The organism is Micromonospora sp. NPDC018662, assembly GCF_044391475.1.
In the GTDB taxonomy this organism is placed as follows: domain Bacteria; phylum Actinomycetota; class Actinomycetes; order Mycobacteriales; family Micromonosporaceae; genus Micromonospora.
Genome location: NZ_JBISAC010000010.1, coordinates 150,946 through 171,862, shown reverse-complemented (window position 1 = coordinate 171,862; position 20,917 = coordinate 150,946). Strand labels below are relative to the sequence as shown.

General features: G+C 72.8%; 21 protein-coding genes and 1 pseudogene. 14 read left to right on the top strand and 8 right to left on the bottom strand.

Annotated elements, in window-relative coordinates; translation table 11 throughout:
- Positions 1 to 2: 2 nt before the first annotated feature.
- Positions 3 to 1,019 carry a helix-turn-helix transcriptional regulator gene (locus tag ACH495_RS25545; protein ID WP_396860230.1) on the bottom strand — a complete coding sequence of 339 codons (1,017 nt, stop codon included), beginning with the start codon at positions 1,017 to 1,019 and terminating at the stop codon, positions 3 to 5.
- 82 nt (positions 1,020 to 1,101) lie between these two features.
- On the opposite strand from ACH495_RS25545, the gene ACH495_RS25540 reads away from it, so the two are divergent.
- Genes ACH495_RS25540 through ACH495_RS25525 form a run of 4 tightly spaced genes read left to right on the top strand, consistent with a single transcriptional unit; the run spans position 1,102 to position 4,003 of the window.
- Positions 1,102 to 2,088 (top strand): tyrosine-type recombinase/integrase, encoded by a 987-nt coding sequence (locus ACH495_RS25540; protein ID WP_396860229.1) that lies wholly within the window; start codon positions 1,102 to 1,104, stop codon positions 2,086 to 2,088.
- Positions 2,089 to 2,130: 42 nt separating this feature from the next.
- The gene (locus ACH495_RS25535; protein WP_396860228.1) at positions 2,131 to 2,757 is read left to right on the top strand and encodes a TetR/AcrR family transcriptional regulator; all 627 of its coding nucleotides are present in this window, start codon (positions 2,131 to 2,133) and stop codon (positions 2,755 to 2,757) included.
- A complete protein-coding gene (locus tag ACH495_RS25530) occupies positions 2,754 to 3,128 on the top strand; it encodes a VOC family protein (protein WP_396860227.1) in 375 nt (124 codons plus the stop codon). Before ACH495_RS25535 ends, ACH495_RS25530 begins: the two co-directional genes overlap by 4 nt.
- Positions 3,129 to 3,157: 29 nt before the next feature.
- Positions 3,158 to 4,003: an LLM class flavin-dependent oxidoreductase gene (locus ACH495_RS25525; protein WP_396860226.1), complete on the top strand. Its 846-nt coding sequence runs from the start codon at positions 3,158 to 3,160 to the stop codon at positions 4,001 to 4,003.
- Between the two features lie 5 nt (positions 4,004 to 4,008).
- On the opposite strand, the gene ACH495_RS25520 is transcribed toward ACH495_RS25525, so the two are convergent.
- Both ACH495_RS25520 and ACH495_RS25515 read right to left on the bottom strand, forming a co-directional pair.
- Complete coding sequence (locus ACH495_RS25520; RefSeq protein WP_396860225.1) at positions 4,009 to 4,380, bottom strand: VOC family protein; 372 nt, start codon at positions 4,378 to 4,380, stop codon at positions 4,009 to 4,011.
- A 37-nt stretch (positions 4,381 to 4,417) separates the two neighbouring features.
- A complete protein-coding gene (locus tag ACH495_RS25515; protein ID WP_396860224.1) occupies positions 4,418 to 5,551 on the bottom strand; it encodes a PQQ-binding-like beta-propeller repeat protein in 1,134 nt (377 codons plus the stop codon).
- 99 nt (positions 5,552 to 5,650) lie between these two features.
- Here ACH495_RS25515 and ACH495_RS25510 point away from each other — a divergent pair, with 99 nt between their 5' ends.
- From ACH495_RS25510 to ACH495_RS25480, 7 genes and pseudogenes are all read left to right on the top strand, one after another.
- Complete coding sequence (locus ACH495_RS25510) at positions 5,651 to 6,109, top strand: hypothetical protein (RefSeq protein ID WP_396860223.1); 459 nt, start codon at positions 5,651 to 5,653, stop codon at positions 6,107 to 6,109.
- Positions 6,110 to 6,231: 122 nt separating this feature from the next.
- Positions 6,232 to 9,254, top strand: a pseudogene (locus ACH495_RS25505) (Tn3 family transposase).
- A 199-nt stretch (positions 9,255 to 9,453) separates the two neighbouring features.
- Positions 9,454 to 9,840 carry a hypothetical protein gene (locus ACH495_RS25500; RefSeq protein WP_396860222.1) on the top strand — a complete coding sequence of 129 codons (387 nt, stop codon included), beginning with the start codon at positions 9,454 to 9,456 and terminating at the stop codon, positions 9,838 to 9,840.
- Positions 9,841 to 9,864: 24 nt separating this feature from the next.
- Entirely contained in the window at positions 9,865 to 10,620 is a 756-nt protein-coding gene (locus ACH495_RS25495) for an ATP-binding cassette domain-containing protein (RefSeq protein ID WP_396860221.1), read from the top strand.
- Positions 10,617 to 11,882 (top strand): hypothetical protein, encoded by a 1,266-nt coding sequence (locus ACH495_RS25490; protein ID WP_396860220.1) that lies wholly within the window; start codon positions 10,617 to 10,619, stop codon positions 11,880 to 11,882. Before ACH495_RS25495 ends, ACH495_RS25490 begins: the two co-directional genes overlap by 4 nt.
- On the top strand, positions 11,879 to 12,502 hold the full coding sequence (locus ACH495_RS25485) for a hypothetical protein (protein WP_396860219.1): 624 nt from the start codon (positions 11,879 to 11,881) through the stop codon (positions 12,500 to 12,502). Before ACH495_RS25490 ends, ACH495_RS25485 begins: the two co-directional genes overlap by 4 nt.
- 443 nt (positions 12,503 to 12,945) lie before the next feature.
- Entirely contained in the window at positions 12,946 to 13,776 is an 831-nt protein-coding gene (locus tag ACH495_RS25480; RefSeq protein ID WP_396860218.1) for a recombinase family protein, read from the top strand.
- Between the two features lie 50 nt (positions 13,777 to 13,826).
- Here the strand turns inward: ACH495_RS25480 and ACH495_RS25475 are convergent, their stop codons facing one another.
- From ACH495_RS25475 to ACH495_RS25465, 3 genes are all read right to left on the bottom strand, one after another.
- Entirely contained in the window at positions 13,827 to 14,546 is a 720-nt protein-coding gene (locus tag ACH495_RS25475; RefSeq protein ID WP_396860217.1) for a thymidine kinase, read from the bottom strand.
- A 72-nt stretch (positions 14,547 to 14,618) separates the two neighbouring features.
- Positions 14,619 to 16,010 (bottom strand): MFS transporter, encoded by a 1,392-nt coding sequence (locus ACH495_RS25470; RefSeq protein WP_396860216.1) that lies wholly within the window; start codon positions 16,008 to 16,010, stop codon positions 14,619 to 14,621.
- Positions 16,011 to 16,030: 20 nt separating this feature from the next.
- Positions 16,031 to 16,798 carry a glycerophosphodiester phosphodiesterase family protein gene (locus ACH495_RS25465; RefSeq protein WP_396860215.1) on the bottom strand — a complete coding sequence of 256 codons (768 nt, stop codon included), beginning with the start codon at positions 16,796 to 16,798 and terminating at the stop codon, positions 16,031 to 16,033.
- Positions 16,799 to 16,886: 88 nt separating this feature from the next.
- On the opposite strand from ACH495_RS25465, the gene ACH495_RS25460 reads away from it, so the two are divergent.
- Positions 16,887 to 17,333, top strand: coding sequence for a helix-turn-helix domain-containing protein (locus ACH495_RS25460; protein ID WP_396860214.1), 447 nt, complete (start codon positions 16,887 to 16,889; stop codon positions 17,331 to 17,333).
- Positions 17,326 to 17,694 carry a DUF4180 domain-containing protein gene (locus ACH495_RS25455; RefSeq protein WP_396860213.1) on the top strand — a complete coding sequence of 123 codons (369 nt, stop codon included), beginning with the start codon at positions 17,326 to 17,328 and terminating at the stop codon, positions 17,692 to 17,694. Before ACH495_RS25460 ends, ACH495_RS25455 begins: the two co-directional genes overlap by 8 nt.
- A 3-nt stretch (positions 17,695 to 17,697) precedes the next feature.
- Here ACH495_RS25455 and ACH495_RS25450 read toward each other — a convergent pair whose 3' ends face one another.
- Both ACH495_RS25450 and ACH495_RS25445 read right to left on the bottom strand, forming a co-directional pair.
- Positions 17,698 to 18,543 (bottom strand): SDR family NAD(P)-dependent oxidoreductase, encoded by an 846-nt coding sequence (locus ACH495_RS25450; protein WP_396860212.1) that lies wholly within the window; start codon positions 18,541 to 18,543, stop codon positions 17,698 to 17,700.
- A 42-nt stretch (positions 18,544 to 18,585) separates the two neighbouring features.
- A complete protein-coding gene (locus ACH495_RS25445) occupies positions 18,586 to 19,356 on the bottom strand; it encodes a lysophospholipid acyltransferase family protein (RefSeq protein ID WP_396860211.1) in 771 nt (256 codons plus the stop codon).
- A gap of 148 nt (positions 19,357 to 19,504) precedes the next feature.
- Between ACH495_RS25445 and ACH495_RS25440 the strand changes: the two genes are divergently transcribed.
- On the top strand, positions 19,505 to 20,917 hold the full coding sequence (locus ACH495_RS25440; RefSeq protein WP_396860210.1) for a cytochrome ubiquinol oxidase subunit I: 1,413 nt from the start codon (positions 19,505 to 19,507) through the stop codon (positions 20,915 to 20,917).

The following is a 20,917-nucleotide window of genomic DNA, read 5'->3' as shown; positions in this document are numbered from 1 at the left end:
CGTCACGCCGACGCGGGGGAGGCCGGAGCGCCGGTCGCCCCCGCGCCAGCCGGATAGAGCCGGGCCAACGCACCCGCCGTGGCGGTGAACCGGTCGCGCAGCTCCGCCGGGGCCAGCACCTCCACCTCGGCGCCGAGCTTGAGCAACTCCGCGTGGGCGTGCCGGGCCGACTCGATCGGCACGGTGGTCTCCAGCCAGCCGTCGGGGCCGGGTTCGCCGGCCGCCGCCCGGGCCGCCCGCGCCATCTCCGGCGGGAAGACGTAGGGCATGAACTCCAACGCGGCGATCGTGAGCCGGATCCGCGCTTCGCCGCGGTAGACGTCGCGCTCGTACCGGGCGGTCCACTCCCGCCAGTAGGCGGCCAGGTCGAAGCCGTCCGGCCGCTCGTGCCGCTCGTCGGTGACCACCGCGTCGAGCACCGCGCCGACCCGGTAGGTGCGCACCTGCTCCTCGCACCGGGCCACCAGATACCACCGGCCGGCCTTGAGCACCACGCCCAGCGGGGCGACCAGTCGGGTCACCTCCCGCGGGGCGCGCCAGCGCCGGTAGCGCAGGCTGACCATCCGGTCCGACCAGACCGCGCCGGCCAGCGCGGCCAGGTGCGGGGTGGGTTCCGGGTGCCGGAACCAGCCGGGCGCGTCCAGGTGGAACCGGTGCCGGAGCCGGCCGCTGCGGTCGGCGAGTTCCTCGGGCAGCGCGGCACGCACCTTCAGTTCGGCGGCGGCCACCGTCGTCGCCAGGCCCAGCTCGGCGGCGGGCCCGGGCAGGCCGGTGAGGAACAGCGCCTCGGCCTCCGGCCCGGTCAGGCCGGTGAGCCGGGTGCGGTAGCCGGCCAGCAGCCGGTAGCCGCCGGCCGGGCCGCGATCGGCGTACACCGGGACGCCGGCGGCGCCGAGCGACTCGACGTCGCGGTAGACCGTCCGCACCGACACCTCCAGGGCGTCGGCGAGCTCCTGGGCGGTCATCCGCCCCCGGGCCTGCAGGAGCAGCAGTAGGGAGACCAACCGGCTGGCGCGCACCGGACGACGGTAACCCGTGCCGGGCAACCGGATCCGGCGCGCCTCGTCGCGAAACGCGCCACCGACTGAGAACCTTTCTCACATGCTGCGTCCCGAGGTTCTACCCCGCGCCCGTGTCGCCGTGTCCGGCGCTCCGGCCGACTTCACCGAGGCGTGGCTGCGTAACCGGCGCCTGTCCGAGCACACCCGCGACGCGTACCGGCGGGACGTCACCGGCTGGCTGCGCTGGTGCGCCGAGCGGGGCCTGGAGCCGCTGCGGGTCACCTTCCTCGACGTCAACGCGTACGGCCGGGACCTGGAGTCCACCCCGCGCGGACGCGAGGGCCGCCCGCTGACCCCGGCCACCGTGGCGCGCCGGCTGTCCGCGCTGTCGAGCTGGTACGACTTCCTGGTCAAGCTGGGCGCGGTGCCGGCGAACCCGGTCGCCGCGGCCGACCGGCCCCGGGTCGACCGGGACCACTCCGCCACGATCGGCCTCAGCCCGGACGAGGTCGACGCGCTGCTCGCCGCCGCGGAGGCCGACACCGGCCCGACCGCCGTCCGTAACCGGGCCACCCTCGCCCTGCTGGCCGATCTGGGGCTGCGGGTCGGCGAGCTGGTCTCGCTGAACCTGGCCGACCTGGGCGCGGAGCGCGGTCACCGCAGCGTCCGCTTCGTCGGCAAGGGCGGCAAGGTACGCCGTCGCGCGCTCACCCCGGGCACCGCGTACGCCCTGGACGCCTACCTGGCGGACCGGGCCGCCGCCCAGGGCGTCACGGTGCCGGAGCTGACCGGCCCGCTGCTGGTCACCGCCACCGGCGGGCGGCTGGACCGGCACGCCGTGTTCCGGCTGGTGCGCCGCCTGGCGCAGACCGCCGGGATCGCCGCCTGGGCCCGGTTGTCGCCGCACTCGCTGCGCCACGCGTTCGCCACCACGGCCCGCTCGGAGGGGGTGCCGTTGGAGGACGTGCAGGACGCGATGGGCCACGCCGATCCGCGGACCACCCGCCGCTACGACCGGGACCGGCACAACCTGGACCGCGACCCGGCGTACGCGATCTGGGCGGCCCGCGCCCGCCGTCGCGGATAGCCCCCTTGACGGAGTGAGTGCTCACTCCGCATGCTCGACATCATGACCGACCCGCCCGCCCGCCGCCGCCGTGCGCCCGGCCTCAGCCCGGCCGACCGCCGCGCCATGATCATCCACGCCGCCCTGCCGCTGCTCGCCGTCGACGGCGCCTCGGTCACCACCGCCCAGGTGGCCCGCGCCGCCGGCATCGGCGAGGCCACCGTCTTCCGGGCCTTTCCCGACAAGGCCGCGCTGCTGCACGCCTGTGTCGCCGAGGCGCTGCGCCCCGATGCCGCGCTGGCGGAGCTGGCGACGATCTCCCTCGATCAGCCGCTGGCCGACCGGCTCACCGCCGCCGCCGAGACGCTGCTGGCCCACCTGGACCGGCTCGCCGCGGTGCTCGCAGCCGTCCACGGCGCCGGCCGCCCCGCCCGCCGGGGCCGGGGAGAGACGCCGCCGCACGTGTCCCGGGAGGACGCGGGCGCCGCCACCCGGGAAGCCGTCGCGGCGTTGTTCGCCCCGGAGCGCGACCGGCTGCGGCTGCCACCGGAACGTGTGGCCGCGCTCTTCCTCGCCGTCCTGCTGCCGGGCCGGCCCCCGCACGCCGACGACCGTCCGGCCCCCGCCGACCTGGTCGACCTGTTCCTGCACGGCGCGCTCGCGCCCGGCTCCGGCACGGAGGACCGATGACCGTCACCCTGAACCACACCATCGTCCCGGCGCACGACCACCACGCCGCCGCCCGGTTCTTCGCCGGGCTGATGGGGCTGCCGGTGCTGCCCCCCACCGGCCGGCACGGTCACTTCGCCCCGGTACGGGTCAACGACCAGCTCACCCTGGACTTCATGAGCGTGCCCGCGCCGCAGGGACACCATCTGGCCTTCGACGTCGACCCGGGCACCTTCGACGGGATCCTGGCCCGGCTGCGCGCCGCCGCCGTGCCGTACGGCAGCGAGCCGGGCGCGCCGGACAACGGGCGCACCGACCATCCGCTGTGCGCACGCGGGCTGTTCTTCCGCGACGACGCGGGCAACCTCTACGAGGTGATGTCCCCGGCCTGAGCGTCGTACCCCGACCGTAGGGTGCCGGGATGCGACACGGCCTGGAGATCTCCTGCGGCGGCGCCTCGGTGACGGTGGCCGACCTGGTCGCGCTCGGCGAGTTGGCCGAACGGTGTGGCTGGGACGGCGTGTTCCTGGAGGACTACCTCATCCACCACGCCGGTGACGACCCGCCGACCTGGGACCCCTGGCTGGTGCTGGGGGCGGTGGCCGGGCGCACCGAGCGGGTCCGGCTGGGCACCACGGTGACCGCGCTGCCCCGGCGTCGCCCGGCGAAGCTGGCCCGCGAGGTGCTCACCCTCGACCACCTGTCCGGCGGTCGGGCGGGCGTCGCGGTCGGGGTCGGCGACCCGGCCGACCGTGGGCTGGCCGCGTTCGGCGAGCCGACCGACCTGAAGACCCGCGCCGCCATGCTCGACGAGGGCCTCGACCTGCTGGTCGCGCTGCTCGGCGGCGATCGGGTCACCCATCGGGGCGCCCACTACCGCGCCGAGGGCGTGGCGCTGCGGCCGGCGTCGGTGCAGTCGCCCCGGGTGCCGGTCTGGGTCGGGGGCAGCACCCAGGCCAGGGCGGTGCTGCGGCGGGCGGCCCGGGCCGACGGGATCGTGCCCTACAAGGTGACCGACACCGACAGTTGGTCCGACTTCACCGCCGACGAGGTGGCCGCCCTGGTCGCCGCGCTGCCGGCGACCCGCGCCGACGGTGAGCCGTTCGACGTGGCGATCGGAGGCCGGCGGCGGCGTGCGGACGAGCGCGCCGAGCGCGCCTACCTGGCCGACCTGGCGGCGGCGGGCGCCACCTGGTGGTTGGAGTACGTGCCCGCCGGTGACCCGGGCGCGATGCGGGCCGCGGTCGCCCGCGGCCCGCTGCGCTGAGCCGGTCAGCTCTGCCGGCGGGGGGACAGGCAGAACGGCTGCCCGATCGGGTCGAGCAGCACGGTCCACCGCTCGCCGCCGGGCTGGAACCCGGGCCGGGTCGCGCCGGCCGCCACCAGGTCCCGCTCCGCGACCGCCAGGTCGTCGACGGTCAGGTCCAGGTGGTAGCGCTTGACGCCGGTCTCGTCCGGCCAGGCCGGCGGCGCGTAGTCGGGCACCAGACCGAACCCGATCGACGTGCCGCCGGAGGTGATCATGGCGTACTCGGTCTCACTGTGGGTGATCTCCCAGCCGAGGGCGTGGGCGTAGAACGCCGCGTGGGCGGCCGGGTCGGAGCTGTCCAGGTTGACCATCGCGAGGTCGGCGTGTGTCGTCATGCCGGGGGAGTCTGCCGCCGGTACCTGCCACCTGCTGTCAGGTACCGGTGGCGGGTCGCACGGTCAGCCGGCCGTCGGGGTCGCGGCAGGCCAGCGCATCGGCGACCAGGTGGCAGTCGCGGGTGCCGGCGGGCAGCGTCCCGCCCGGGCGCGGGCCGTCGCGGTCGACGGCGACGACCAGGGCGCGGCCGTCGCCGCCCGGGCGCAGCAGCACCTGCCGCGTCGGGTCGGGCTCGCCGGGCACCGGCTGCCAGCCGGCCCCTCCCGGCCACCGCCACACCTGCGCGCCGGTGGCCGGGTCGAGCGCGCGTCGGTCCGTCACCCCGGCCAGGCAGAGCAGCCGTGGGCAGCCGGGCGCGGGCGTCTCCCCGACCGGCAGCAGCCGCCGCCAGCGCGGGGTGAGCGCGGGCAGGTCGTACCCGGTGAGCGCGGTCCCGCCCGGCGCCGGGTGCCGCAGCACCAGGTGGTCACCGACGACGAGCGGGTTGTCCGGGGCGTACCCGGCCGGTGGCAGGCGGGTCTCGGCGATCGCCGCGCCGTGGCGGACGTCGTGCACGCGGGCCAGCCCGGTGTCGTGCACCACGACGATCCGGCCGGGCGACGCCGCGAGCACGGCGGTCGACGGCACCGGCACCGACCAGCGGTCCGCGCCGGTGGCCAGGTCGACGCCGCGTACCGCGCCCTGGACGCGCTGGCCGGGGTCGGCGACGCTGCGGACCTCGGTCACCGCCACCGCGGCGGCGCCGGCCGGCTGGACGCGGTCGGGGCGACGCCAGCGCGGCTGCCCGGTGTCGGCCGCGTACGCCGTGGTGCCGGTGACCTGGCGGGCGTCGTCGCGCGCGGTGACCAGCACCAGGTCCGCGACGGACGCGGCGGTCCACGCGCCGGCGGGCGCCGGGGCCCGCCACCGCGGCCGGCCGTCCGGACCGTACGCGGTCAGTGTCGAGGGGTCCGCGACCAGGAACAGCGCGCCGGCGGAGAGCAGGACGGCGCCGGCCGGCAGGACCGGACCGGTGACCGCCGCGGAACGGCCGGGTGGGGCGGCGGCGCCCAGCAGCAGGCACCCGGCCAGCACCGGCGCGGCCCACCAGCGGCGCCGGGGTCGGGTCGACGGTCCGGGTGGCGGCCGGTCCAGGGTCACCGGGTGGTCGGGCTGCCCGTCACGCGTCATCCTCGGCTCCTCCCGGGGCGTGCGCCGACGGTAGACGATCCACCGCCGGGCGGCACAACCGGCTGCGGGCCGGTCGCTGGTTGCCTACCGTCGGTGGTGATGGGCGGGGAGCAGGTGTGGCACCGACCGGCCCGGCGTCGCCGGCCGGCGCGCGCCGGTGTGCTGGTCGCCGGCCTGGGACTGGGCACCTGCCTGATCGGCGTGGCCGGCCTGGCGGTGTGGAACGCGCAGGTGGTGCTGCAGGCCGGCGGGCCGGTGCGGGAGACCGCGGACGGGTTTTTCCGGGACGTCGCCGCCGGCGACACCGACGGGGCGTACGAGCGGTTGTGCGCCGAGGCGCGCAGCCGGTGGAGTCAGGCCGGGTTCGGCAGTTGGGTGCGGACCCCGCCGGTGGTCAGCGGCTACGAGATCGTCGACGTGTCGGTGTCGACGCGGGCGGGGCGGCCGCGCGGCACGGTGGTGGTGCGGTTGAACCGCGACGGCGGCGGCAGCGAGCAGCGGGAGGTGCCGGTGGTGCCGGAGGACGGCGGCTGGCGGGTCTGCGGGGACCCGTTCTGACCTGGCCCGTCCGTAGTTTCCGGACCAAAAACAACGCTAAGGACTGAGGGTTGATCGAGCTCTGATCTGGGCCGTAGCGTCCCGTCCCGTTCGGTGACGGTCGATGCTCAGGCGGTGGGTTCGTGGCGACTCAGGACGTGTTCTCGGCGGAGGAGCTGGCGCGGCTTCGGGGGTTCCCGGAGATCAACCGGGCGGAGCTGATCCGGTACTTCACGTTGACCGGTGCGGACGAGGCGTTCGTGCGCCAGTTCCGTACGGGCCGCAACGTGCTGGGCGTGGCGGTCCAGCTCTGCACGCTGCCGTGGCTCGGGTTCGTGCCCGACGAGGTCGCGTCGGTGCCGGATGCCGCGGTGGGTCGGTTGTCGCAGCGGCTCGGGATTGCCCTCGGTGAGCTGCGCGGGTACGGCGAGCGGGAGCAGACCCGGACGGGGCATCTGCGGGAGGTGGCCGGGTACGCCGGCTGGCGGTCGATGAACACCGCCGAGTGGAAAGACCTGGACGAGTTTCTGTTCGCTCGGGCGATGGAGCACGACTCGCCGAAGCTGCTGTTCCGGCTGGCCTGCGAGTACCTGCTGTCGTCGCGGGTGATCCGGCCGGGGGTGATCCTGCTGCTACGGCGGGTGGCTGCGGCCCGGGCCCGCGCTCGGGGTGAGACGTGGTCGCGGGTACGGCACCTGCTCACCGATCGGCGGTGCGCGGAGCTGGACCTGTTGCTGGTCCCGGACGCCTACCTGGGCCGGACGCCGCTGGCATGGCTGGGTGTGGGGCCGACGTCGTCGAGCCCGGCCGCCGTAAAGGCGGAGCTGGAGAAGCTGACCTACCTGCGCCGGTTGGACGCGCACACGCTGGATTTGTCGATGCTGCCGGCGGAGCGGCGCCGGTTCCTGGCCGGGGTCGGGCGGCGGTTGACCGGGCAGGCCTTGCAGCGGCGCGAGCCGGAGCGCCGGTACCCGATCCTACTCACGCTGTTGGCGCAGTCGGCGGTCGACGTGCTGGACGAGACGCTGCTGCTGTTCGACCAGGCGATCAGCGGCCGGGAGGCGGCGGCGAAACAGAAGGTCGCCGAGGCCCTCGCGGAGCGGGCGAAGGGCGGGGAGAACCGGCAGGCGCTGCTGGACGAGATCCTGACCATCGTGCTCGACACCGCGATCGGCGACGAGCAGATCGGCACGCTGCTGCGCGGCCGGATCGGTATGGACCGGATGCGCGCGGCGTGGGCGGAACGTCGCGAGCGGCTGCCGCGCGATCACGGGCAGCTCAGCATGTTGGACGCGTCGATGTCGTACCTGCGCCAGTTCGCCCCGGCGGTGCTGGCGGCGGTCCAGTTCGCCGGCGGGCCGGGCACCGAGCAGTTGCTTCAGGCGGTGAGCGTGCTGAGCGAGTTGTACGCCACCGGCGCTCGGAAGGTCCCGGCGGGTGCGCCGGTCGGGTTCGTGCCGACGAAGTGGGCCGGCTACCTCGTGGCGACGGAGCAGGCCGGTGACGTCACCGCGTACCGCCGGTACTGGGAGATCGCCCTGCTCGTCGGGCTGCGCGACGGGCTGCGCTCGGGTGACGTGTTCGTGCCCGGGTCGCGGCGGTACGCCGATCCGGCGTCGTTCCTGCTCACGCCCGAGGCATGGGCCCCGCAGAAGGTGGAGTTCTGCCACCTGGTCGACAAGCCGGTCGAGGCCGCTGACGCGCTCGCGCAGGCCGACGACGAGCTGCACACCGCCCTGGCCGATCTGGAGACGCAGTTGGCGAAGGGCAATCCGGGTGAGGTCCGGCTCACCGACGACGGGGAGCTGATCATCCCGCCGCTGACCGCGGAGGACGTGCCGGCCGAGGCTGACGCGCTGCGCGCGGAGCTGGCCGGGATGCTGCCGAGGGTGCCGATCGCGTCGGTGCTGGTGGAGGTCGACGCCCGGACCGGGTTCACCGACCATCTGGTGCACGCCGGCGGGAAGGTGAGCCGGCCGGCGGAGCTGAAACGCAACCTGCTGTACGTGATCATCGCCGAGGCGACGAACATGGGCCTGTCGGCGATGGCCGAGTCCTGCGGCGTGCCCTACGACGTCCTCGCGTGGACCGCCGAGTGGTACTTCCGCCCCGAGACGCTGGAGGCGGCCAACGCCGCGGTGGTCAACTACCACCACCGGCTCCCGCTGACCCAGGCGTTCGGGTCGGGCACCCTGTCGTCGTCGGACGGGCAGCGGTTCCCGGTCAAGGGCAAGAGCATCACCGCGCGGCACCTGTCGCGGTACTTCGCCCGGGGGCAGGGCGTGTCCACCTACACCCACGTCTCCGACCAGCACTCGACGTTCGACACGAAGGTCATCGTGGCGACCGCGCCGGAGTCGCACTACGTGCTCGACGGCTGCTGGGCAACGCCACCGACTTGGCCGTGTTCGAGCACGCCACCGACACCCACGGCGCGACCCTGGCCAACTTCGCCCTGTTCGACCTGGTCGGCAAGCAGCTCTCGCCACGCATCCGTGACCTCGGGAAGATCACCCTCTACCGGACCGGCCCGAACGCCGACTTCCTCGCCCGCTACCCACGTGCGGGCGGCCTGCTGACCCGGCGGCTGAACACCGACCTGATCACGAGCACCTGGGACGACCTGCTGCGCGTCGCCGCGAGCGTGCAGGGCGGGCATGCCACCGCCGCGCCGGTCGTCGGGAAGCTGTGCTCCTCGAAACGGCAGCAGAACGCGCTGACCAGCGCGATCAAGGAGTACGGGGCGCTGCGCCGCACCGTCTACGCCGCCCGGTACCTGGCCGACGAGACCTACCGGCGCCGGATCGCCCGGCAGCTCAACAAGGGCGAGAACCTGCACGCCCTGCGCCGCTCCCTCGCCTACGCCGGCGAGGGCGCGTTGCGCCGCCGCCACCACGAGCAGCAGACCGAGCAGATGTGGTGTCTCACCCTGGCCACCAACGCGATCGTCTGCTGGTCCACCGAGTACCACGGCCTCGCTGTCGGCGCACTCCGCCGCGACAGCCGCCAGGTCGACGACGAGGTCCTGGCGCACATCTGGCCGACCCACCACGAGAACGTCCACTTCTACGGCACCCATTCCGTCGACATCGACGGCGAACTCGCCCAGCTCGACACCGACGGCTACCGGCCGTTGCGGCTTCCGGAGTTGCGCCCAGCCGCGTGATGCCCCCATGAATAGATGAACCCCTTCGGCCGCATATTCTCGGGCATCTCGGGACAGTGGCGACTTCTGAGTTCTGCAAATATCAGGAAGCAGTTGCTGGTCGCAGTGACCTGTGCAACTGAGGGTGCTTGGGTGACTTCGACTAGTCATATCGCGGCCATGCGCATGTGCCACCCGTCGACGACGAACGGAGGATCGCATGAAGCGATCGGCCGCAGCCGTCATGGCGGTCGCCCTCGGACTGTCCACCATCGCGGTGGCGGGTCCGGCATGGGCGGAACCGCCGGGCTGCTCACACGTCAAGCCCGACATCTACGAAGAGAGCCCCGGCTACATGACCGCGTACGGCAGCGGTTCGTGCAGCGCGTCGGAGACCCGGACCTTCCGGGTGGAGATCAAGAAGGATCTGTCCGGACGACCCGACCCGGTGTTGTCCAGCTACGACGACCGGCACACGGGCATGAGCTACTACGCTGAGACCAGCAGCTGCGACGGCGGCGCCAACGCCACCTACTACGGCCGGACGTTCTTCACGTCGAGCCCGACCTACAAGGACAGCGATCATCTGGACGTGAACACCTGTTGATTGGACGCTTTCGGGGGACCCACGATGACCGAGCCGATCATTGGGCACGGACTGGCGCAGCGGTACGGGAAACGGACCGTTTTTCGTGATCTCGACATCGTCGTTTCGCCCGGCGTGACGGTGCTGTTGGGACCGAACGGCGCCGGGAAGACGACACTGCTGCACACCATCGTGGGTCTCAAGCGGCCTGATGCCGGTGATCTACAGGTGCTCGGCCGAGACGTTCTGCGTCGTGGCGGCCTGCGGGCCGTCGCGGCGCGGATCGGATTCCTCCCCCAGATGGTCTCGCATTATCCCGGACACAGCGTGCGTGACTCCGTGGCCTACGCCGCGTGGCTCAAGGGTGTGCCGGAGCGGGAGATCACGACGAAGGTGAATCGGGCGCTGCAGGTGATGCACTTGTCCGGCCGGGCCAGGTCACGGATGAGCAGCTTGTCGGGAGGTCTGCTGCGGCGTGCGGGCATCGCCCAGGCGATCGTGCACGAACCGGCGTTGCTCATCCTTGACGAACCCGCGGCTGGCCTCGACCCGCAGCAGCGCATTGAGCTGCGCCGCGTCGTGCAGACGCTCGCCGGCTCAACGACCGTGCTGATCAGCACGCACGTCGTGGAGGACGCCCGGCACATCGCCGACACCCTGGTCGTGCTGCACGATGGCGCGGTGGCGTTCACCGGCACGGTCGCCGGCCTGGAGGCGCTCGCCGGTCCGGACATCGACGGTGACAGCGATCTTGAGCGGGGTTATCTCGCCACGCTGCGGCAGCCGGCGGTGTCGGCGTGACCGCTCTGCGGATCGAGCTGCGGCGTGGCCCGGGCTTGTGGAGTTTGCCGGTGCTGGTGGTGATCGGCGTCTTCGCTGCCCGCGCTGAACTGCGCACGGACACCATCTGGTCGTATGCCACGGGCGCGGCGACGAGCGCGCCGATGTTGATGGCGCCACTCGCGGTGGGTCTAGCAGCCTGGGCGGGTGCCCGCTCCCAGCGCCGAGGCGTGCGACAGGCGTGGCTGCTCGCGGGCCGCGAGCCGGCGCAGGCCCCGCTGGTGGAGGTTGGGGTGTTGGTGGTCTGCGCGATCGCCGCCTACGTGACGGTGGTGGCGGCGACGTTGCTGCCAACGGCGGTGACTGCGACGTGGGGCGGGCCGCTGTGGTGGTGGCTGATCGCCGCCGGCGCCGGGCTCGCCGCCGTGGTGGCGATCGGTTACGGCGTGGGCGTGCTGGCGCCCGGCCGTCTAACGCCGTTCGCTGCCGCTGTGGTCACCTACCTGGCCACGACATGGAACCTGGGGCAGAACGGCAGTTGGTGGCACGCGCTGTTCCCGGTCACCGTCGCCAAAATCTTTCCGTTCAACGCGCCGCACGTGCAAACCATGCGGGGTCAGGTGTTGTGGTTCGCCGGTCTCGGACTGGCGACGTTGGCGCTGGTTGCGGTGAAGGTGCGTTCGTCAGCACGACTGATGATGCCGGCGGCCGGAGCGTCCCTCGCGCTGCTCGCCGCAGGCGCCGCCGTGGTGGTGAACGAGGGCGGGCGGTATGTCGATTTGAATCGCCACATCGTGTGGTCCTGTGAGGGCACCACTCCGCAGGTCTGCATTCACCCCGCCTACGCCAACAGCCTGACGGCGATCAGCCAGCGTGCGGCGGCGATCAGCGACCGCCTGGCCTCGACGCCGTTCGCCATCGCTCGGGTGGAGCAGCGGCCCAGGGGCGTGGGGAGTCGGCCCACAGCGGGGGCGATCGCGTATGCCCTCGACGCGCCCGCCGCGGACGACTACGACCGCGCGGGGCTTGACATCGCTATCGCAGCTCTCGGCGTCCGGGCCTGCGGGCGGGGACCAGTTCGCGACACCGACGCCCATGCGATGGCGCAACTGCTTGTTGCCTGGGTGGTTGGCGACGAACGGCTGTTCGTGCCCCGCAGCCTTGAGCAGCGGCAGGTGAAGTCTCGCTTCCTCGCGATGGGGCTCAAGGACCAGCAGCGGTGGCTCACCGTGCACGCCGCTGCTGTCCGCAGCTGCGCGCTGTCCCCGCAGTCGGTTCCGTGACCGGTCTTTACCTGCTGGCGAAGTCACGCCGGGCCGCGTCGCTGCTGCTGGCCCTCATCGCGGTCGCCGTGGCGTCTCGTCAGCTAGGGGGACAAAGACTGCTCGTCGGCGCGAGCGAGCCCATCCCGCTGCCGTGGGCTGCCGTTCTACCCGCGATCACCGCTTACCTGACCGTCGTCGCCGCATGGCCGGCGTTGCCCGTTCAGGAGTATCTCGCCGCTCGCCGCGTGACCTTGATCGACATGCTCAACCTCGCGGCTGTCGCGGCGGGCGGGATCGGGCTGGTCGCCTGGGCAGCTCAGCCGCTCACCGGAACTCTTACCGAGCTTGGCGCCGTTCGAAACTATCTGGGCCTGCTCGGCTACTCTCTGATCGGCGCCGCGGCCTTCCGGCCCACGATGGGTTGGGCGCTCCCGACCATGCTGGTCACCACCGGACTGGTCGCCGCCGGCGCCGGTACGAACATGCCGCCGTTGGACTGGCCAGCCCGCAACGACACCGAACCGACATCCTGGGCCGTTGCCATCGCAATCTTGCTCACCGGTCTGACGACCTTCGTCAGCCCCACTCGCCGCCGCGCCCTGGCGCTACGCGCGGCACGAGCCGAATACGACCAGTAGCTGGCGCTCACCCCAACGCGGCGGCCCCCCGTGGATGAGCCGGTGGCTTCGGTCGTGCGTGGTTAATGGCCCGGCCGCAGCCCGTAGCGAATAGCCAACGCGAAGAAGCGCCAGGGCCGAAAACAGCGTGTTGCCGGCACCACCCCCGGGTGCCGGCCGTGCTGCGCGTCGTCGACGGTGCGGTGCGGCAGAGGTGGCACATGCCCGTCGACGCGCGACCCCTTGCCTTGTCCATCGATCGGGTGCTGTCGGTGGTGACGGGTTCGCGGCGACGAATGTGAATAGGACGCGGGTTCCGGGGCGCGATGCTGTCCGAAAATCGATCGTTTCCCAGACAAGATCAGAAACTGCCGCTCCGGTCGGTCACACCCGTCCGAGAAACCCGTCCGAAAATTCGGCGTGTCCAACAACGCGACAAGGGTTTTGTTGGACATCATGACGGCATGACCGTCACCCCCGTGCCCGCCGACAGCGATCTGCTCCTGCCGACCCCGCTCGCCGGCGTACTCGTCGGCTACGGCCGCGTCTCCACCCGCGAGCAGAACCTCGCCCGCCAGCAAGCCGCTCTGGCGGCGGCCGGCTGCGCAAAGTGCTTCTTCGACAAGGCCAGCGGCAAGAACACCGACCGGCCCGAGCTGACCAAGGTGTTCGAGTACATCCGGCCCGGCGACGCGCTCACCGTCGTCTCCCTCGACCGGCTCGGCCGCTCCCTGGAAGACCTGATCACGATCGTTGGCCGGCTCAAGCGCCTGGGCGTCGGCTTCCAGTCCCTGCACGAGAAGCTCGACACCACCACCCCCGGTGGCATGTTCGTCTTCCACGTCTTCGCCGCCCTGGCCGAGTTCATCCGCACCATCATCGTGGCCAACACCAACGAGGGCTTGGCCGCCGCCCGCGCCGCTGGCCAACGCCTCGGCCGCCCCCCGGCCATGACACCCGAGAAAGTCGCGTACGCGCTGCAACTGCTCGGCGAGCCCGACCGCACGATGACCTCGATCGCCAAGCTCCTCGGGGTCTCCCGCAGCACCCTCTATACCGCGCTGCCCGAACTGCAAGCCACCAAGCGCGGCTGCGGCAGCCTCGACGACGTCCTCGCCCGGCTGCCGCCGGACTCCCGGCCCGGGCCGCCGGCGGTCGACCAGTACGACACCCTGTTCACCCGCCCCCGGATGGCGACGGCCGACCCCGAATCCCACTTACCGGGAACACGTCAAACGCTTGCACGACTGCCCGAAGCCCGCGCCCCTGAAGCAGCACCCCAGGTACAGACCTAGATCAACTGCTTAGCGTTGTTTTTGGTCTGGAAGCTACGGGCGGGCCGACCTCAGGCGCGCGGGCCGAGGTCGCCGGAGCGGTAGTGCCGCCGGCACAGCACCTGGTAGCGCACGTCGGCGGTGTCCACGGTGTCGCCGATGACCACCTGCGCGCCCTCGCGGACGACCCGGCCGCTCACCACCCGGGCGTTGAGCAGCCCTTCCCGGCCGCACCAGCACAGCACCTCGACCTGGATGCGGGCCACCTCGTCGGCCAGCTCGAACAGCCGCTGCGCGGCCGGGAACAGGCAGGAGCGGAAGTCGGTGGCCAGGCCGAAGGCGTAGACGTCGACGTCGAACTTGTCGACCAGTTCGGCCATCTGCTCGACGTGTTCCAGGTCGTAGAAGGACGCCTCGTCGCAGATCAGGTAGTCGACGCGTACCCCCTCGGCCCACGCGGAGCGGACCAGGTCGCGCAGGTCGAGGCCGTCGGTGACCTCGATGGCCTCGTGGGCCAGGCCGATGCGGGTGGTGACCTGCGGGCCCAGCGAGCGGTCGATGCGGGTGGTGACCAGGCCGCGGCGGCCCTGGCGGGCGTGGTTGTAGTTCATCTGCAACGCCATGGTGGACTTGCCGCAGTCCATCGGCCCCCAGAAGAACTTCAGCGCGGCGGCGTGCAGCGGCCGGCCGTCGACGCCCCGGGCGGCGGCGCAGCCGCCGGCACGGTCGTCGCCGGGCCCCGGCAGGGGGCGGGCCAGGCAGGTCGGGGCGGCAGTGGCGTCGTCGGTCACGTCGGGGCAGCCTAGCCGATCGACGCCGGCGCATCCGGGCCGCGATGATCCACGGCCCGGACGCGCCGGGTCTCAGAGCACCCGGGGCGGGGTGTTGCCGGCGGCGATGATGGCCCGGCGCATCGGCACGGCGGCCAGCAGCGCGAAGCCGACCACGAAGAAGATCAGCAGCGACACCAGCCCCACCCGGTACGACGAGGTGAGCTGGAACACCAGGCCGAACGCGAGCGGGCCGAGCCAGCTGGTGCCCTTGTCGCTGATCTCGTAGAAGCCGTAGTACTCGCCCTCCTTGCCGGCGGGGATGAGCTGGCTGAACAGCGAGCGGCTCAGGGCCTGGCTGCCGCCGAGCACCAGCCCGATGCAGCCGCCGAGGATCATGAAGGGCACCGGGGCCTCGGCGGGCAGCCGGAACGCGGCGATGATCACGCCGGTCCAGAGCACCAGCGACAGCAGCACCGTCTTCCAGGCGCCGATGCGCTTGGCGAGCGCGCCGAGGGCGAGCGCGCCGCCGAACGCGAGGAACTGCACCAGCAGGATGGTCACGATCAGCGTGCCCTGTTCCAGCCGCAGTTCCTCGGTGCCGTACTGGCTGGCGAGCGTGATGACGGTCTGGATGCCGTCGTTGAAGACCAGGAAGGCGAGCAGGAAGAACAGCGTCAGCGGGTACGCCTTGACCTCGCGCAGCGTGTGGCCGAGCTGCCGGAACCCGTCGGTGAGCACGTTGCCGCCGCCGAGGCGGGCGGCGGCGGTGGGGCGCTCGCGCAGCCAGCGCAGCGGCAGCAAAGTGAACGCGGCCCACCACACGCCGGCCGAGACGATCGACCAGCGGGCCAGGTCGAGGGTGCGCTGGGCGTTGCCCTCCTCGCTGAGCGCGGTGACCGCGACCAGGTTGAGCGCGAGCAGCAGCCCGCCGCCGAGGTAGCCGATGGCCCAGCCGCGGCTGGAGATGGCGTCGCGGTCGTCCGGGCCGCCGAGCTGCGGCAGGAACGAGTTGTAGACCACCACGGCGGCGCCGAAGGAGATGTTCGCGATCAGGAACAGCACGCCGCCGAGCAGGTACCGCTCGCCGGTGACGAACGCGAACGCGATGGTCGCGCCGGCGCCGGTGAACGCGGCGGCGGCCAGCAGCCGCTTCTTGTGCGCGGACCGGTCGGCGATCGCGCCGACCACGGGCAGCACGAACACGGTGAGGAAGACCGACAGCGAGATCAGGTACGGGTAGTAGGAGCCGGCGGCGACGCGGATGCCGAGCGGGTGCACCACGCCGTCGCAGCGGTCGGCGCCCAGCTCGCAGCCGGCGGCCAGTTCGGTGACGGTGGTGAGGAACGGCCCGAGGAAGACCGTGATGACGGTGGTCTGGAAGGCGGAGTTGGCCCAGTCGTAGAGGTACCAGCCGGTGCGTTCGCGGCGGGTGCTGCCCGGGGGTGTGGGCTCGGCGACGGCGGGGGTGACCGTTTCGGCCATCGGGGCGGTCCTCGGGGGGCTCAGGCGGCCCAGTGGCCGCGGCTGTGGTAGACGTCGCGGAGCACGCCGACGTGATCGGTCATGATGCCATCCACTCCAAGATCAAGTAACTGGTGCATCCGGGCGGGTTCGTCGATCGTCCAGACGTGCACCTGCAGGCCGATCCGGTGGCAGTAGGCGAGGAACCGGCGGTCGACCACCGGGATTCCCCCATAGGAGACCGGGACCTGGGCGGCGGCCACCGACGGCGGCAGTCGCAGCGGCCGGCCGTGCAGCGAGGCCATCCGCAGCCGGGCCACGCCGCGCATGCCCAGGCTGGTGGCGACGGCCGGGCCGGCCAGGGCGCGCAACCGGGCCAGCCGGGCGTCGCTGAACGAGGCGAGCAGCACCCGGTCGCCGGCGCCGGCCCGGCCGATCGCGGCGACGGTCGGCGCGACCCCGCCGTCGGCCTTGACGTCGACGTTGAACCGGACCTCCGGCCAGGCGCCGAGGACGTCGTCGAGGCGGGGCACCAGGGCGGCGCCGCCGACGCGTACCGAGGCGAGGTCGGCGTAGCGCAGGTCGGCGATGCGCCCCGCCTCGCCGGTGACCCGGCGCAGCGTCGGGTCGTGGAAGACCACCGGCACGCCGTCGGCGGTGGCGTGCACGTCGGTCTCCACGTACCGGTAGCCCAGGGCGACCGCGCGGGCGAACGCGGCGGCGGTGTTCTCGTCGCCGTCGGCCGCGCCGCCGCGGTGGGCGAAGGCCAGCGGCGCGGGCGCGTCGAGGTAGCCGTGTCGGGGCTGCACGCCGGCAGTATGCCGGCCCGAGACGGCCAGCGGGTGTCCGGCCGATGAAATTCCCTATCGTTACCTATAAGCGCTACCATACGGTGCGATGGGTAACGACATGTACTCGGTGGAGCAGGTCGCGGCGCTGCTCGGGCTGCACGTGCGCACGGTGCGCGGCTACATCCGCGCCGGCCGGCTGCCCGCGACGCGGATCGGCAAGCAGTACCGGATCGCCCGCGCCGACCTCGACGCGCTGACCGGCCGGCCGCCACCGCCGGCCGGCCCGGCGGCGGAGGTGTCGAGCATCGTGGCGCTCGACGGCGTCGACCGGGCCGCCGCCGACCGGCTCGCCACCCTGGTGCTGGCCGGCGTCAACACCCACCCCGACCCGGACCGTCCGCTGCGCGTGCAGACCGTCCACGACGAGGAGCGTCACCGCATGAAGATCATCGTCCTGGGCGACCTGGCCGCCACCGCGGACCTGCTGCGCCTGCTCGACGCGGTGCTCGACGGCGACAACGGCCTGCTCGCCGGCGAGGCCGGCCGTGGCTGACGAGCTGCGCGAGCGTGCCGGCGTCACGGTGCTGGTCTGCGACCCGGCCGGCCCGCCCATCGTCACCGAGGCCGACGCGCTGGACCTGATCGGCGCGGCGTTCCTCGGCGCCACGGTGGTGGCGGTGCCCGCCGCCCGCCTCGACCCGCGCTTCTTCGCGCTGGGCACCCGCTTCGCCGGGGAGGTCATGCAGAAGTTCGTCAACTACCGGCTGCGCCTGGTGGTGGTCGGCGACATCTCCGCGCACCTGGCCGCCAGCGGCGCGCTGCGCGCGTTGGTCGCCGAGTCCAACCGGCACGACCAGGTGTGGTTCGTCCCGGACCTGGCCGCGCTCGACGACCGGCTGCGCGCCGCCGGCTGACCGCTACCGCAGCCAGCCGGCGGTCAGCGCGGTCACCCCCAGGCCGTCGGTGTCGGCCAGTTTGACGGCGACGAACTGGCGGGCGGCGGGGGAGGTCTGCACGCGGGGCGCGGGCTCCGGGTCGGTCAGCGTCGCGACCACCGCCGCGGCCGCCTCGGCCGGCGACTGCGCGGCGGCGAACGCGTCGGCGCTGCGCCGCAGGTACGCCCGCAGCGCCGGCCCGTACGCTCCGGCGGCGGCGACGGCGGTGTCCCGGTCGAGCCCGACGTTGGCGACGAACTCGCTGGCCACCGCGCCGGGCTCGACGACGCAGACGCTCACCCCGACGGTGGCCGCCACCGGCGCCAGGGACTCCATGAACCCCTCGACGGCGAACTTCGCCGCGCAGTACGCCTCGTTGAACGGCTGCCCGACCACGCCGCCGACGCTGGTCACCGTGATCAGCCGCCCGTTCGCGGCGCGCAGGTGCGGCAACGCGGCGCGGGTGACGTGCAGGACGCCGAAGAAGTTGACCTCCAGCACCGCGCGCACGTCGTCGACGGTCTCCTGTTCCAGCGTGCCGACGTGGCCGGCGCCGGCGTTGTTGACCACCGCGTCGAGCCGGCCGTGGCGGGCCACCACGTCGGCCACGCAGGCGGTCACCGAGGACTCGTCGACCACGTCGAGCCGGCGTACCTCCAGCAGGTCGCCGACCCCGGCGGCGTCGGCGGCGGCGCGCAGCGGGCCGGCCCGGTCGGGGTCGCGCAGCGTGGCGACGGTGCGCCAGCCGGCGCGGGCCGCGCCCACTGCGGTTTCCAGGCCGATGCCGGTGGACGTGCCGGTGATCAGCACGACGGGTGCGTCGCTCACATGTGCCACGGTCTCACCCTAAGCCGGGGTGGCGCGGCGGATTCAGCCGGTTCGGTGGCGGCGGTGCGCGCGGCTCGGGTCCACCGGCCGGCCGGGGTCGACGTGGCGGGGCACGTCGGGCTCGTGCGGGCGCAGCGGGGCCAGGTCGTCGGTGATCGCGTCGATGATCCGGTCGGTGGCGCGGCGGGCCGCGCCGGGCGCGGCCGGCGACAGGTCGGCCAGGGGGACCGGGTTGCCGAAGTGCACCCGGATGACCGGGCGGCGGGCGAGCGCACGGGCCAGGCCGCGCAGCATCCCCTTCGGCGCCCGGTAGGGCAGCACCTCGTGCGAGCCCCACTGGGCGACCGGGACGACGGCGGCGCCGCTGGCGAACGCGAGCCGGGCGGCGCCGGTCTTGCCCCGTTCGGGCCACATGCCGGGGGCCAGTCCGATGCGTCCCTCCGGGTAGACCAGCACCACCGACCCGCCGGCCACCGCCTCGGCGGCGATCTCCAGCGAGCGGTGCACGGCGGTGGTGCCACGGTCGACGCGGATGTGCCCGGCGCGGCGCATCAGCGGCCCCAGCACCGGGGCCCGGAACAGCCCGCCGGTGGCCATGATCCGGGGGGCGACGCGCCGGACCCGGCAGGCCGCGGCGAGCACCACCGGGTCGAACGGGCTGATGTGGTTGGCCGCCAGGATCAGCGGGCCGTGGCGCAGCAGGTCCGGCACGTCGCCGGTGACCTCCAGACGGCCGATCAGCGCGACGGCGGCCCGGGCGAGCGTCTGGGCGCCGCGCCACAGCAGCGGCGCGCGCCAGGGGGAGGTGTCCATCAGTGCTGGATGGTCGCACGGACCCACCGACCGGGGTGATCAGGGTCATTGGTCCCGGGTGGATCCGGGCCGAACGGCCCTCACGTTTTCTCTACGACGCCGAGTAGTATTTACTACGTCTCGTAGTAAGAAGGCTGGGGGTTCTCAGGTGGACGCGTTGGACGTCGCCCGCTGGCAGTTCGGTGTCACCACCGTCTACCACTTCCTGTTCGTGCCGCTGACCATCGGCCTGTCCGTGCTGGTCGCCATCCTGCAGACCATGTGGCACCGCACCGGCAACGAGCGGTACCTCAAGCTCACCAAGTTCTACGGCAAGCTGTTCCTCATCAACTTCGCCATGGGCGTGGTCACCGGCATCGTGCAGGAGTTCCAGTTCGGCATGAACTGGAGCGACTACTCCCGCTTCGTCGGCGACATCTTCGGCGCCCCACTGGCCATCGAGGCCCTGGTCGCGTTCTTCCTGGAGTCCACGTTCATCGGCCTGTGGATCTTCGGCTGGGACCGGCTGCCCAAACGCCTGCACCTGGCCGCGATCTGGGCCGCCGCGATCGGCACCAACCTGTCGGCCTACTTCATCCTCGCCGCGAACTCGTTCATGCAGAACCCGGTCGGCTTCCGCATCAACCCCGACAGCGGCCGCGCCGAACTGACCGACTTCGTCGCCGTGCTCACCAACAAGGTCGCACTGGTCACCTTCCCGCACACCCTCGCCGGGTCGTTCCTGGTCGCCGGGTCCCTCGTGGTCACCGTCGGGCTGTGGCACGTGATGCGCAACCGCGGCAGCGCCGACACCGGCGCCTACCGCTTCGCCACCAGGTTCGGCTCCTGGGTGGTCCTGGTCTCCTCGGCTCTCGTCGTGCTCACCGGCGACATCCAAGGCAAGATCATGACCGAGGTGCAGCCGATGAAGATGGCCGCCGCCGAGGGCCTCTACACCACCGAGAGCCCCGCCTCGTTCTCCGTACTCACCGTCGGCAGCCTCGACGGCAGCCGCGAGGTCTTCGCCCTGAAGATCCCCTACCTGCTGTCGTTCCTCGGCACCGGCGACCCGAACGGCACCGTGCAGGGCATCAACGACCTCCAGGCCCAGTACGCCAGCCAGTACGGCCCCGGCAACTACGCCCCGATCATCCCGGTCACCTACTGGAGCTTCCGCTTCATGATCGGCTTCGGCCTGGCCGCCGCCGCCATCGCGCTGCTGGTGCTCTGGAGCCAGCGCAAGGGCCGCACCCCCACCAGCCGGTGGCTGCTGCGCGCCGGCCTGGTCATGCCGGTACTGCCGCTGCTGGCCAACTCCTTCGGCTGGATCTTCACCGAGATGGGCCGCCAGCCGTGGATCGTCTTCGGCGAGATGCTCACCCGCAACGGCGTGTCCCGCAGCGTCTCCCTCACCGAGGTGCTCACCTCCTTCACCGCCTTCACGCTCATCTACGCCACCCTCGCGGTGATCGAGTTCAAGCTGCTCGTCCGCTACGCCCGCGCCGGCGTCCCCGACGTCACCCCGCCACCCGTCGACGACGACACCGACGACGCCGAGCGCCCGCTCGCGTTCGCCTACTGA